The following is a 13,601-nucleotide window of genomic DNA, read 5'->3' as shown; positions in this document are numbered from 1 at the left end:
AGACAGGCGGCGCTCGATGCACAGCTTCCACAGAAGGATGCCGGCCTCACGGCGGAGCGGCGCGCCCTGCGGGGGGCGTGTCGCGATCGTCCGCGCTGGCGCCGGCGAGGCGCCCATTGCCCATGTCGGCTGACGCGGGGAAGCCGGGGACGGCGCGCGGCGACGCGGCGGCCCCTGGGGCAAGCGATGCGGCAGCGGTCTCGGCGCCGCGCCAGCGGATCGCCTACTTCGGGCGGCCAGGGACGTTCAGCCACGAGGTGGCGTCCCGGCGCTTCGGCGCGAGCGCGGATCTGACGCCCCGGCGCACCATCTCGGAGGTGTTCGACGCCGTGGCCGGCGGCGACGTGACCTACGGCGTCGTGCCGATCGAGAACGCGGTGGGCGGCCCGATCTACGACACCGTCGATCAGCTGATCGGCCGCGAGGGCACGGGCGCGGCGCTCTTTGTGTGCGAGGAGCTCTCGCTGCACGTCACGCTGTCGCTCCTCGGCAGAAAGGGCGTGGCCCCGAAGCGCGTCTATTCGCACTTCGTCCCGCTCAAGCACTGTGGCGACTGGCTGCGCGAGACCTACCCCGACGCGCAGATCCTCGAGGCCGAGAGCACCGCCGAGGCGGTCGAGCGCGCGGCGCAGGACGGCGAGGCCTTCGCGGTCGGCAACAAGGGCGCGGCGGCCATCTACAAGCTGGAGATCCTCGTGCCGAAGCTCGGCGTGAAGGGCGAGAACATCACGCGCTTCTTCATCGTCGGGAAGGCCGCGGAGCCGCCGGCCTCGGGGGGGCGGACGCTGCTCCTGTTCGGGCTGGACCACCGCCCGGGCTCCCTGGTCGCGGCGCTCTCCGCGCTCGGGAGACACGACATCAACCTCACGCGCATCGTCTCTCGCGCGCTCCCGGACAGCCCCGAAGAGTACCTCTTTCTCATCGAGTGCGAGGGCAGCACGGAAGAGCCCGCGTTCAAGGAAGCCCTCGCGCTGCTCGAGCAGCACGCGACCGGCGTGCGCTCGCTCGGCTCGTTCCGCGTCAGCCAGAAGTACGAGTAGGGCGGGGCGCCGGGCCGACGCGGTGGAGCCCGCGGAGCCGCGGGGGCCCGGGCGCGGAGGGCGGCGCGGCCGGCACGCCTGATGGCCGCGAGTCCACCGGGGCGGACGTGGGCCTGTCGCTCGTCGCGTAGGCGCCCCCACGCGCGGCGCCAACAACACCGCTGCGAAGCTGGGAATATCTTCATGCAGGGTATCCCGCGTGACTCATGCGCTCTTTTAAATATCCAGTGACCCCTCGCCTGTGACTAGAACGCTCAGGTGCGGTCTCGCACTCCTCAATAGGCAGGGTGACATGGATCTACATTGGCGATGGCTCTTCGTGGTGGTGCCGGCGCTCATGGGCTCTCTGGAAGCGTGTGATGTGGGCCCATGGACGTCGGAGTTGACGGTCGACAGCGGTGTGCAGAGCGGAGGGGCGAGCCAGAAGCGCCGCGGGATCGGCGCGAGCTGCGGCTGCGACGCGGACTGCGATGGCGAGGCGGCGGTCTGCATGCTGGGCATCTGCATGCAGCGCGCGGAGGGGCGGTGTACGGCGCCGAACAGCGAGGAGGGCTGCGCGCCCGGCGCTCGCTGCTTCAACACGGACGTCCTGACCGACACGGGGGTGTGTTATCCCCTCTACGATCCGGAGACCTGCGATGGCGTGCAGAGCCGTCATGGCCTCTGCTCTCCTCGGCGCGGCGAGGGGTGCAACACGGCCTGCGGCGGCGCGTGCGCGGCGGACACGGTCGGCGCCGGGGACATCGGCGCGGCCTGCGACTCCGACGAGGCGTGCTCGCTGTCCGGCGCCACCTGTTATCGTGACGAGGACCCCTCGGCGCCGAGCGGCTGGGTGGAGGGGTACTGCCTCGCCTTCGACTGCGAGAGCGACGACCAGTGTGGGCCAGGCGCGGGCTGCTTCGCCGCCGCGAAGGGCGGAGCGCCCGTGTGCATGAACACCTGCGGCAGCGATCTCGACTGCAGGCCCGGCTACGTGTGCCACAGCGTCGACGGCGCGGGCGGGTCGGCGTGCTTCGCCGGCTGCGACGCCGCGTCGACCTGCCCTGAGGGCACGACCTGCCTCGGGGAGCGCTGCGTATCGGACGATGTCGCGTGTTCACCCGATGTCCCGTCCGGCTGGTGTCCGGAGGGCAGCTCCTGCGATCAGGGCGAGTGCCGCAAGGGCCCCTCCGCCTGCGGGGCCGAGGGCGACGCGCTCGAGCCCAACGACGATCTGGAAGCCGCGGTGATCGCGCCCATGGGCGTCACGAAGGACCTCTCCCTGTGCGAGGGGGACGAGGACTGGTTCAGGATCGTGGTGCCGGAGCGGACCATCGTCCGCGTGGGCATCCGGTTCCGCCAGGCCGCCGGGGACATCGATCTGGTGGTCTATGACGGCGAGGGCCGCCTGCTCGGCTCGCGCGAAGGCGGGCAGTACCCGTACTCGTACCGCGATCAGGAGACGGACACCGAGTTTTATGGGTTCTACTCCGAGCGGGGCGGCGCCGAGTACTTCGTCCGGGTCCTCGGCTATGACGGAGCGCAGAACGTCTATGGCCTGGACGTGACATCGTATCCTTATGTCGACGGCCCGAGCTGCGTGGACGCCGGCTTCTCGTTCGACGAGTGCGCCGGCTTCGGCGAGCGCGGCGGCGGGCTCTTGCCGTTCCCGTTCGCCGATCCGGACGACTCGGTGGTCGGCGGCGGCTACGTCTGGGAGACGTTCAGCAACTACCGCTTTGCTCGGCGCGAGCTCATCATGCTCGTCCGGGATGCCCTCGCGGAGACGCTGCGGGCGTTCCCGGGCACGACGCCGCTCTCGCTGATCGACGTCTGCCAGATCAACGGCGTCACGCCGGGCTACGACGTCGACAGCCCGCGTCACCCCGAGTCGACGCACGACCAGGGCGGCAACATCGACATCGCCTATTTCCAGACGGATGGATCGAACGATGGGGAGATCATCTGCGGAGACGGGTCGACTCACGAGGATGGGTACTGCTCCCCGGCGGCGAAGACGAAGCACATCGTCGACCTCGAGCGAGAGGCGTTCTTCATGGCCAGGCTGTTCCGCTCGCCCCGCACGCGCGTCATCGGCGTGGACAAGGTCATCGCGCCGTTCCTGTCCAGGACCGCGGCCAGGCTGAACGCTCTTCCGGCCCGGGATCGGCGGAAGATCACCGACGACGAGCTCGAGAGCTTCTCGGACCGGATGGCGTACGGCGAGGGGTGGCCGTATCACCATCATCACATCCACCTCAGCATGAACTGGTGGCCGAGGAAGGCCGTGGCCGGCGGCGGCCCTGCGGAGGCGTCGTTCGCGGCGTCGCCCTCCATCCACCGTTCGCCCGCGATCGCGGCCGAGCAGCGGATGGTGTGGCCGCCGCTGCCCGATCGTGGTCGTGCGGTGAACGACTAGCACCGCATCACCAAGGTCATCCCTGCTCGAGCGTGAGGTCGTGGCGAGCTGCCGCTCCGCGTCGAGGGAGCTCGCCTCGCGGGGCGGGGATGGCGCCCGTGGTCGACGCGGCGGCCCGCGTCGTTCACGAGGCGGTCGGTTCATCTGCTCGGCCTGCCGGCGAAGCCGGAGGCGCGAGCCCGCTCACGCCCGCGCTTTCGCAGCTCTGTCTAGGCTGCAAGCACCTCGTACACATTGGGTGCTGACATCGCTTGCGGTAGAGCCCGCCCTCCTAGCCTCCTCAGATGACAGAAAGTTCCTTAACGCGTTAACGCGATCAGCCTCCCTGCTGGAAAAGTGCGCTGTGTCAACAACTCATTCAGGCATCGAAGGGACCGCGCTCACGCCACAGCCACTGGCGCTCGGGCCTCGTCACCCTGGGTTCTTGACGCGCTGATCCGTGTGAACGTTCACTTAACGCCACTGGCGCTCGGCCTCGCCACCCTGGATTCTTGGTGCGTTGATTCGTGTGAACGTTCACTTAACGCTGCTGGCGCTCGGCCTCGCCACCCTGGATTCTTGACGCGCTGATTCGCGTGAAACAGCGGAGGATAACTACATGAGGATAGGAATGTGGGTTCGGCTCGGGTCCCATCTTCCACGCTCCCCGTCGCCATGCTTTAATGCGCCCGTTCTTGGGAAGATGCTGCCTTTTAGGCGCCTTGTCCGGACGGACGGACAGGTCATCGGCCACCTGAGGAGAGCTGCTTATGAGCAAGGAACGAGATACCGAGACCCAGGGCCCGTCGTGCGGGGTCGTTGATCGTCGGCGTGCCCTCCTGGGGCTGGGGGCGATCGCCATCACCGTGTCGTGCGGAGATGGCGGCGAGTCGGACGACACCACCGGCTCCGGCACCGGAAGCTCCACGAGCTCCGGGGGCAGCGGGACCACGAGCGCGGGCACGGGAGGCGGCGGGCCCGACCCCTCCTCCACCACGGCAGGCACCGGTGGCGAGGGACCGGGCGCCTCCACCACGGCGGGCGTGGGCGGCTCGGGCGAGGGAGGCTCCGACCCGGGCGCGGGAGGCGCGGGAGCGGGAGGTGGCGGCGGCGGCGGCGACGGCGACGGCCTCAAGGCGCCGCCGTTCGATAATGTGCCGATGTGCAAGGCGGTCAACAAGACGGACGGCGCTGGCCAGGGCCCGTTCTTTATTCACGAGCTCGAAAAGAACGACGACATCTCCCTGGTCCGACAGGACATTCGCGGTCGCTACAATGAGAGCGCAGCGCCCGGCGTGGAGATGCACCTCCACCTGCGCGTGCTCGACATGAGCAAGCCCGACTGCGACGGCAAGGGCGTAGGCCTGGCCGGTGTGGAGGTCTACATCTGGCACACGGACGGGCAGGGGTTCTACAGCGGCTTCGGGACGAGGGGTGGCGCCAACGAGCAGAAGCCCGACGCGCCGTACGCGGGCAGGCCGGGGCAGAACGATCTCAACAACACGGACCGTTTCTGTCGCGGCGTGCAGACCACGGACGAGAACGGCGTCGTCTCGTTCCGGAGCATCTTCCCCGGCTGGTACAACGGCCGCGACGTTCACATCCACTTCGTCTGCTTCAAGAAGGGGTCGATGTCGAAGGGTCGCACCACGTACCAGGGTGGAGACCACATTTTCACGACGCAATTCTACTTCGATCCCGCCTTCACCGACTCCGTTCATACAAAGTACGATCCGTACAAGGCGCGCACCACCGGCAACCTGGCGAACTACTACCAAGGCGCCATCAAGGCCGACGAGGCGGGCAACAGCGGCCTTCGTGCCAAGGCCGTGATGGACGGGGACATCGTGATCGCTCAGATGCAGATCGCCGTGAATCCGGGCTAGCGCCCGCCCGAAGCCGACCTCCCACACCGCGCGCAAACCCGCAGGGGAGAAGCGCACCACCGGCTCCGGCTCCGGCCTGCTGCGCGATCCACAGGATCGCGCAGCGTCATTCCTCTCAGGACATCTGCAGGCCGGAGCGCGCCAAACGGTCGCTCACGTCGTTCATCGCGACGCAGCGCTCGCAGCGAATCGACGCGTATTGTTCGTCGTCGCCCACGAGGTATGCCTCGGGCGACGAGGTGCCAGCAACGTGAACGATCTATCCCGGAGGCCCGATCAGGGCACGACCGTGATCCGGTCGAGCGCGGGCGGGGAGATGGGCGAGCTCGCCGCGAAGTAGTCCCGCAGCGCGTCCAGATCCAGCGCGCCGCCGAGCCGATCGGTGCCGTCGTTGAGCACGGTGAAGCCGTCGCCGCCCGTCGCCAGGAAGCTGTTCACCGTTACCCGGTAGGTCCGCGTCGCCTCGATCGGGACGCCGTTGATCCGGATCGAGGCGACATCGACCTTCGCTCCGACGGGCGCGCTCTGGCTGTAGGTGTACGTGAAGCCGTTCGAGACCTGCAGGATCACGCTCCGCTGCACGCCCCCCGCGTCCAGCCGGAACTGCTGTTCCAGCAGCGTGTGGATCTGCGCCCCCGTGAGGGTCATCACGACAAGGCTGTTGCCGAAGGGCTGCACCGCGAACACCTCACCAAACGTGACCACCCCGTCGAGGGGCTCGCTGGGAGAGGCCGCGTAGGTGAGGTCCGTGCGGACGCCGCCCGGGTTCATGAACGCGATCTCGGCCCCGCCGGTCCTCGCGTCGCGCGTGGCGGCGAGCTGGGCGTCGGCGATGACCGCGCCCATCGTGAACAGCCCCGCGCCCATGGCCGGGACCGCGCGATCGAGGTTCGCGGTGATCGCGCCGACCTGCTCGTTGGCCAGCGGCGCCGCGAGGTCCTTGTAGCGCGTCACCAGGGTGTTCACCCCCGCGTCGGGCGCCTCGCGCGTCACGATGACGTTGTTCGCCGCCTTCGCCGTCACGTCGCCCGTGCTCTTGCTGATCTCCAGATCGATGTCTGTCACCAGCCGACCGAACGAGGCCGCGCTCGTCACGATCTTGTCGCCGAGGATGCAGTTGTACGCCTGGTGGGTGTGCCCTGAGGCGATCACGTCCACGGCGGGATCGAGGTTCATGGCGATGTCGACGATGGGGCCGGAGATGCCCGGGCACTCGTTGAAGCCGCCGGTGGGGAGACCTCCCTCGTGGAGCAGCACGACGATCGCCTCGATGCCCTGCGCCTGGAGCTCCGGGACGATGTCGTTCACCGTGTCGACCTCATCCATGAACGACAGCCCCGCGACGCCGATCGGCGTCACGATGGATGGCGTGTCCTCGAGCGTCATGCCGATGAAGGCGATCTTCACGCCGTCGAACTCGCGGACGTCGTAGCGCGGGAAGAGCGTCCTGCCGGTCGTCGTGTCCACGACGACGTTGGCAGAGAGGAACTTGAAGCTCGCGCCCGGGAAGAAGGTGCCATCCGCGCAGCCGTCGGTCGGGCTGCACCCGCCGTACTGCATCCGGAGGAGCTCCGCCGTGCCCTTGTCGAACTCGTGGTTTCCGACGCCGTTGATGTCGAGGCCGAGGAGGTTCATGGCCTCGATCGTGGGCTCGTCGTGGAACAGCGCCGACACGAGCGGGCTCGCGCCGATGAGGTCGCCGGCCGAGACCACCACGGTGTTCGGGTTCGTGGCGCGGAGCGCGGCGACTCGGGACGCCAGGTAAGTCACGCCGCCGGCGTCCACGGTGGTGCTGGTGGGGGTGCCAGGCACGGTGATCCTGCCGCTGCTGCCACCGGGGGGCTCCAGGTTGCCGTGGAAGTCGTTGAAGGCGAGGATCTGCACGCTCACGGTGTCGCCGCCCGCGCCGCCCGCGCCGCCGGAGCCGCCCGCGCCGCCGGAGCCGCCCGAGCCGCCGGCGCCACCGGAGCCAACCGCGTCGCTGCCGCCGGAGCCGCCCGAGCCGCCGGCGCCACCGGAGCCAACCGCGTCGCTGCCGCCGGAGCCGCCCGAGCCAGCCGCGCCGCCACCGGAGCCGCCCGAGCCAGCCGCACCGCCGCCACCCGAGCTGGTGCCCGTCGCGCCGCCGCTGCCGCTGGACGCCGCGGCGGGGGAAGTCGCCCCGTCATCGCCGCAGCTCGCGCTGGCGACCGGCGGCAGGCACAGCCCGGCTCCGAGGAGCGTGACCCGCCACGCTCGCGTGCATCGCCCGAGGACCCAGGAAGCTCCGCTCGATCTCATCTCTGCTCCTCCACGCCGCAGCGCTCGCCGCTCCATGCTCTCACATGCTGGGTTCCCGTGGAAACGGCCGTGTGAACGCCGCGCGGAGGGCTCATGGCCGGCCGCGACCGCGGCTCCAGAACGCGACGACGTCCTCGGGCAGCTCGCGCTCGCGCAGGACCTGGAGGGCGCCGGCGTCGACGCCGAGCACCGCGGGGATCCCGCGGCTGCAGTGGCGGGACCACATGCTCAGCGTGTAAGCCCCCGTGTCGCGGATGAGCACGAGATCGCCGGGCGACAGCTCCGGAAACGCGAGATCGCGGGCCAGCACGTCGCCGCCGAAGCAGAGCGGGCCGCCGAGGGTGCACGGCGAGAGCGGCCCCTCCTTGGGTGCGGCGTCGGGATCGAGCGCCACGAAGTCATGGTGCCAGTCGTCCGGGTGATAAGCGCGGCGCAGCAGGAAGTCGGCCCCGACATGCAGGATCGCGGTGCGCCCCGCCGAGTCCTTCTTCACGTACTCCACCCGCGAGACCGCGAAGCCGCAGCCCGCCTGGACCCAGCGCCCGAACTCGGTGATCAGCGTGGTCCCCTCCTCGAAGAGCGTCGGCGCCTCGATCCGCAGCGCGGCCGCGTAGTCCTCGAGCGCCGGGGGGCGGTCCGCGCTCCGGTAGGCGACCGGCAGACCGCCGCCGATATCCATGGTGCCGGCGGCGAGCGGCCCCATCGCGCGCCGGAGCTCCTGCCGCAGCGCCTCGACGCGGCGGATGCCGTCGACGAGCTGCGAGAGCGCGCACCCCTGCGAGCCGACGTGCACGTGCAGCCCGGCGAGCCACGGGTACCGCGCGAAGGCGGCGCGCACGGCGTCGGCCTGTTCAAGGGGGACCCCGAACTTGGACCGCCGATCCGCGACGCTGGTCAGGGCGATGCTGGAAGCCCCGACCTGCGGGTTGATCCGCAGCCCGATGCGGCTGGTCGTCCCCCGGGCGCGGACGAGCTCGTCGATGCGCTCGAGCTCATCGAGGTTGTCGGCGTTGATCCGCACGCCCAGGCGGAGGGCCTCCGCGATGTCGGCGCGGGACTTCGCGGGAGAGTCGTAGACGACGCGGCCGGGCGGGCAGCTGGCGGCGAGCGCGAGCTTCACCTCCTCGAGCGAGGCCGCCTCGAGCCCCGCGCCGCACTCGACCGCCGCCCGCAGGACCTCGACGAGGGGATTCGCCTTGATCGCCACGGTGTGAAGGGCGCCTGCCGGGAACGCCGCGCCGATCCGGCCGATGCGCGCCCGCATGCGCCCCAGGTCGTGGAACAGGACCGCGGGCTCCACATCCATCCCGAGGCGCCGCGCCTCGCGGAACGCATGCGCCATGCTCGCGGGATCCAGCCGGTCCGTGTCGCTCATGAAACCTCCCTACCGCAGTCTGGCGCCCTGGAGGGAGATTGTCCCCCCCCCACGCCGGTGCGGCGGACAGGAGAGGCGCGCTGTTTCTCGGAATTTCGCGACGTTCGGAAGCTCGGGAGGCAGAAGCGCAGGCGCCGTCCCGGCTTGCTCAGGGATCCCCGGGTCGAGCTGGGGGGCGGTGATGCACAGGCCCCCAGCTCGACCCGGGAACACCCGTGCGCTCAGGCGTTGACGATGATGTTCAGAATGCCGGTGACCAGCCCCGAGGTGTACGTCGTCCTCGGCATGGGCACGTCGCCTGGCGGCGGATTGAGGCTGGACGCCGGGATGTTCGTCGAGCGAGCCGCGTAGGCGGGCTCGTTCTGGAAGACCTCCGCGCTGAGGTCCGCATCGAAATGGAGCTGCGTCGTGATCAGCCTGGTCGCGGCTCCGTTGATGCGAGCGACCATGTTGACGTGGACCGGCCGCCCCGCGTCCCACCCGGGGTAGATCGACGTGAAGCCCACGATCCCGTTGCGGTCGGAGAGCTGCACGCCGCGGCAGAACCGGTCCAGGTTCTCCGGCGTACGGTCGGCGACGCCCGTGTACGACGTGGAGGGGGGTTGATTCTCGAAGCTGCTGTAGTGCCCATCCGCGTCACAGTGCCAGACGTAGACCTCGGCATCGGCGATGGGCTCGCAGTTGTTCCGGGCGTCGAGCAGGCGGATATAGAGCCGGAGCTCGCAGCCGGGGTGGTCGTCCCGGATGTCGCTGCGAAACAGGCTGATGTCGTTCGGGATCTCGCTGTCGTCGATGAAGAACGGACCCCCGATGTCCGTGGCGGTCAATCCGCAGCTGCCGGCGTGCTCGAAGATCGACGGAGCCAGCGCGTCGGCGCCGTCCGCGCCCACGCCGCCACCGGTGCCTGCGCAAGCGCTGCTCGAGCTCGCGCCGAAGGGGCCGGTGGTGCTGGTGCCGTTTGTGCCAGGGCGGCCCCATGCGTCTCCTCGGTCGCCGGTGCCGCGCCCGCTCAGGTCGCCGTCCGTGTCGCCGTCCTCGCGGCAGGACACGAGCACGGGCGCGATGATGGCGAGCGCCCCGAGCTTGACGAGGGGCTGCCGACGGTTGAAGACCCAGTCGAGCAGATCTCGCGGCACGGCTCCTTGCCTATTCCCCATACAACCGTCTCCTTCGATAAGTCGCTGATCTGACCCGTGGAATCACCGTGATTTGACTGGACAGGGATCGGCGCCCCGCCCTCGATCGAAGGGCGAATGAGCCCCAGCTGGTCGGCTGGGAGCCCCACGCCACAGCGCGGCATCGTCTGCTCGTCGGAGAGGACGAGGACGGTCTCGCCGTGGTGGGAACCTTGTGCTCGTCCGGCTCGCCGCCATGGCGAGCGGCGGGATGAGCGCGCCGAAGACGGGTCGAGGGGCACGGTCACCGAAGCTGCTCGAGGACAGGCTGCCCCACCCGCTGTTCACGGTGAGACAGGGCTTCAAGGACATACCGGCTTGCCCCTCCTAAGTAAGAACCGAGCGACGCGCCGAGGTACGCGGTCGCAGAGCGACGGACGGCAAACGGGAATATCGTCGCTCGATTTCGTCGTCAAAAGGATAGATTCATCTTCTGGACGCGGGAGAATCGGGCGCTTCGCTGTTGACGCCGAGTCGACTCGCGGGGGGCTGGTGAGGACAGGACCGAGCTCCCAGGGAGGATTTCACTCCGTATTGCTGAGCACGGACCGTGCCCTTGCCGCCGGGCTCGTCGCATCTCGTCCTTTTCCCGCCTCGTCTAGATATAGAGTGAAAGAGCCGGGGCTCTCATCGAAGCAGCCCTGGCGAATAAGTGCAGCGCGCGCAAGATCGCTGTGTGACTCAGACGAATTCCCGGACCGGGCCGATGTGATCACGCCGCGGGGCTCGAGGAGGGCCCATGCCGGCCCTGGGAGGCCGCCGTGGGGCACTTGACTGGCGCTGATCCCGTCGGTCGGAGCGGCGGCCGAGGGGGGCGGGGAAGGCTCGGGTCCTTGTGGTTGCCCGTGCTGGTCGGCTCGTGACAGCGGATGAGCCCGCTCGCTCGGGCTGCAGCCAGCCCCTGCCCGGGGGACGGCGAGGCGCGATCACCGCGCTCCCGCTCGGTGTGGGACCTCGTTGCGGGCGGTGGCGGTGCTGGCGCAGCCGGGCCCTGGAGGGCACGAGGGCCCAGCGTACAGGACACGCCCGGTGTCGGAAAGATGACAACCTCTTCTGATTTTGTCGATTGTGTTGTACTAGGCGCCCCCTCGAGAGCCCGAGCCGGACCCCCTGCATGACCCGCATCCTTCTCATCGACGACTCCGCCGCGATGCGGGCGCACATGCGAGCCGCGCTCGAGGGAGCGCCGGCGCTCGGTCCAGCGGTGGAGATCGCCGAGACGGCGAGCGGGTTCGAGGCGCTCCGGCGGATGCACGGGAGCGCCTACGACGCGGTGATCATCGACATCCAGCTGCCGGACATCGACGGCCTGGAGCTCATCCGTTTCATCCGGCAGAGCCGGCACCACCGCGACGTCGCGGTCGTCATCGTCTCGTCGATGTCCTCGTCGCGTGAGCGCGAGCGCGCGTTCCGGCTCGGCGCCCATGCGTTCGTCGCCAAGCCGTTCGCCCCGGAGACGCTCGCGTCCGCCGTCCGGCGGGGGCTCGCGTCGAGCCAGCTGCGCCTGCGCGTCGCGACGTAAGCGAGCGCGACGCCTCGCGTCGAGGCTTCCGGCGCAGCGCTCCGAGCTGGTAGGGTGCCGGCCATGACGCTCCTGTCCCACCTCTGCCGCTTCCGCCTGGCTGCGCCGCTGGCGCTGCTCGTCGCGACCGCCTGCTCTGCCTCGTCTCCCGCGCCCCATGTCGAGCCGCCGCCCGGGACCGCGGCGCCGGCGCCTGCATCGCCCGGCGCCGCGGACGGCCCGACCGGGCTGCTCTCGGAGGAGGACTTCAAGGCGCTCCACGAGCTCAGGACCGACAAGGCCCCGCCCGCGCGAGGACAGGCGGTCGAGGTGGCCGGCACGCGGGCGTACCTGAGCCTGCCGCGGGACGCGAAGCCGCCGATCCCGGGCGTCGTCGTCATCCACGAGTGGTGGGGCCTGAACGAGCACATCAAGCACTGGACCGATCGCCTCGCGGAGGACGGGTATGCGGCGATCGCCGTGGACCTCTACGGCGGCAAGGTCGCGACCACGCCGGACGACGCGATGGCGGCGATGAAGGCGGTCGACGAGGCGAAGGGGCTCGAGACGGTGCGCGCGGCGCACCGCTTCCTCACGACGGACGCGCGCGTGATGGCGCCGCGCACCGCCTCGATCGGGTGGTGCTTCGGCGGCGCGTGGTCGCTCAAGCTCGCGCTGAACGAGCCCGAGCTCGACGCGGCCGTCCTCTACTACGGCCGGCTCGTCACCGATCCCGCGCAGCTCAAGGCGATCAAGGCGCCTGTGCTCGGCATCTTCGGCAATCAGGACAAGGGCATTCCGCCCGAGGTCGTCAACGAGTTCGACAAGGCGCTCCACGAGGCCGGCATCGAGCACGAGGTGCTCCGGTACGACGCCGATCACGCCTTCGCGAACCCGTCGGGCGAGCGGTACAACACGAAGGCCGCGGCGGATGCGTGGGAGAAGGCGCGGCGGTTCCTGGCGGCGAAGCTGAAGGGGCAGTGAGCGGCGTGGCGGGGGCCGTTCGGTCGGGCGGCCTCCCCCTCGGCGGCCAGGCGCTCAGCGGGCCTTGAGCCGCTCTATCTCTGCGCGCGCCTGCTCCAGCTGCCTCTCTGTCTCCTCGCGCAGGCGCTGCTCTTCCTCGCGCAGGCGCTGCTCTTCCTCGCGCAGGCGCTGCTCTTCCTCGCGCAGGCGCCGCTCCCTGTCGAGCTCCGCGGCCAGCTCCTCGGCGACGCGCTGCGCGTCCTCCTGGTGGGCGATGACTTGATCGAGCATCCCGCCGAGGCGGGCGATCCTCTCATCGGCGTCCTCGAGAGGGGCGTTGCCCGCGAAGAAGCGGAGGCGCGTGCCGTCGAGCAGGAGATCGAGGCCGAGCACCTCGGACGCGAACCGGCCAGCTTGAGGCACGATCCGCTGGTAGGCGCGCGGTCGTGAGGGGTCGCCTTCCTGGGCCGCGGGCAGCCTGTAGGCGTGCAGGCGCAGGCGGGCGCGGTCGAAGAGGAAGTACTCGCGGATGCCGAGCCGCGCGTACCTGTCGACGTTGGTCTGGTGATCCTTCGTGCGGCTGCCGGCCACGTGGACCTCGATCACCAGATCGAGCCCCTTGCCCTCGTGGTCGACCACCCACTTCATCCGCTCGTGAGGCTCGACGTCGACGACGGCCAGCAGGTCGGGCGCGAACCCCGGCTCGCCCGGGTAGAAGACGGCGAGCTCGGAAGAGAGATAGATCTTGCGGGCGGTGCGGCGGAAGAAGCCGTCCAAGGCGTCCAGCGCGTCGCGCTTCGCCTTGCGGTGCGCGTCCCCCTCGGGAGGCATGAGCTCCAGCGGGACCTCGGCGGGGAGCATGTCCACGACGCGCGCGCGCTCGGCCGGGGTCATCCGCGCCCACTGCTCGCTCGTCGGCGCGCGCGGGTCCGCGGGGTCGAAGAGATAACCGGTAGGGAGGGCCTGAACCACACGCAAAGCCTAGCTCAACCCACCTCGCTCGG

At 70.0% G+C, this 13,601-nt stretch carries 9 protein-coding genes; 5 read left to right on the top strand and 4 right to left on the bottom strand.

What is annotated here, in order from left to right:
* The first annotated feature begins 122 nt into the window (after positions 1–122).
* The 3 genes from WME90_RS36835 (at position 123) to WME90_RS36825 (ending at position 5,303) form a co-directional block, all read left to right on the top strand.
* A complete protein-coding gene (locus WME90_RS36835) occupies positions 123–1,040 on the top strand; it encodes a prephenate dehydratase (RefSeq protein ID WP_437276747.1) in 918 nt (305 codons plus the stop codon).
* A 292-nt stretch (positions 1,041–1,332) separates the two neighbouring features.
* Complete coding sequence (locus WME90_RS36830; RefSeq protein WP_437276746.1) at positions 1,333–3,438, top strand: hypothetical protein; 2,106 nt, start codon at positions 1,333–1,335, stop codon at positions 3,436–3,438.
* Between the two features lie 749 nt (positions 3,439–4,187).
* Positions 4,188–5,303 (top strand): hypothetical protein, encoded by a 1,116-nt coding sequence (locus WME90_RS36825; protein WP_437276745.1) that lies wholly within the window; start codon positions 4,188–4,190, stop codon positions 5,301–5,303.
* Between the two features lie 276 nt (positions 5,304–5,579).
* Here the strand turns inward: WME90_RS36825 and WME90_RS36820 are convergent, their stop codons facing one another.
* The 3 genes from WME90_RS36820 to WME90_RS36810 form a co-directional block, all read right to left on the bottom strand.
* Complete coding sequence (locus tag WME90_RS36820; RefSeq protein ID WP_437276744.1) at positions 5,580–7,583, bottom strand: bifunctional metallophosphatase/5'-nucleotidase; 2,004 nt, start codon at positions 7,581–7,583, stop codon at positions 5,580–5,582.
* Positions 7,584–7,674: 91 nt separating this feature from the next.
* Positions 7,675–8,958 carry a diaminopimelate decarboxylase gene (locus tag WME90_RS36815; protein WP_437276743.1) on the bottom strand — a complete coding sequence of 428 codons (1,284 nt, stop codon included), beginning with the start codon at positions 8,956–8,958 and terminating at the stop codon, positions 7,675–7,677.
* A 221-nt stretch (positions 8,959–9,179) separates the two neighbouring features.
* Positions 9,180–10,115, bottom strand: a complete 936-nt coding sequence (locus WME90_RS36810) for a protocatechuate 3,4-dioxygenase (protein WP_437276742.1) — start codon at positions 10,113–10,115, stop codon at positions 9,180–9,182.
* Between the two features lie 1,132 nt (positions 10,116–11,247).
* Here WME90_RS36810 and WME90_RS36805 point away from each other — a divergent pair.
* Together WME90_RS36805 and WME90_RS36800 are read left to right on the top strand one after the other, a co-directional pair.
* Positions 11,248–11,655 carry a response regulator gene (locus WME90_RS36805; protein WP_437276741.1) on the top strand — a complete coding sequence of 136 codons (408 nt, stop codon included), beginning with the start codon at positions 11,248–11,250 and terminating at the stop codon, positions 11,653–11,655.
* A 63-nt stretch (positions 11,656–11,718) separates the two neighbouring features.
* The gene (locus tag WME90_RS36800; RefSeq protein WP_437276740.1) at positions 11,719–12,618 is read left to right on the top strand and encodes a dienelactone hydrolase family protein; all 900 of its coding nucleotides are present in this window, start codon (positions 11,719–11,721) and stop codon (positions 12,616–12,618) included.
* Positions 12,619–12,672: 54 nt separating this feature from the next.
* Here the strand turns inward: WME90_RS36800 and WME90_RS36795 are convergent, their stop codons facing one another.
* Entirely contained in the window at positions 12,673–13,569 is an 897-nt protein-coding gene (locus WME90_RS36795) for a Uma2 family endonuclease (protein WP_437276739.1), read from the bottom strand.
* Positions 13,570–13,601 lie beyond the last annotated feature (32 nt).

Origin of the sequence: Sorangium sp. So ce375, from assembly GCF_051473855.1 — a bacterium.
In the GTDB taxonomy this organism is placed as follows: Bacteria; Myxococcota_A; Polyangia; order Polyangiales; family Polyangiaceae; genus Sorangium.
Note: the sequence above shows the minus strand (reverse complement) of the source record. Positions and strands in the feature narration are given on the sequence as shown.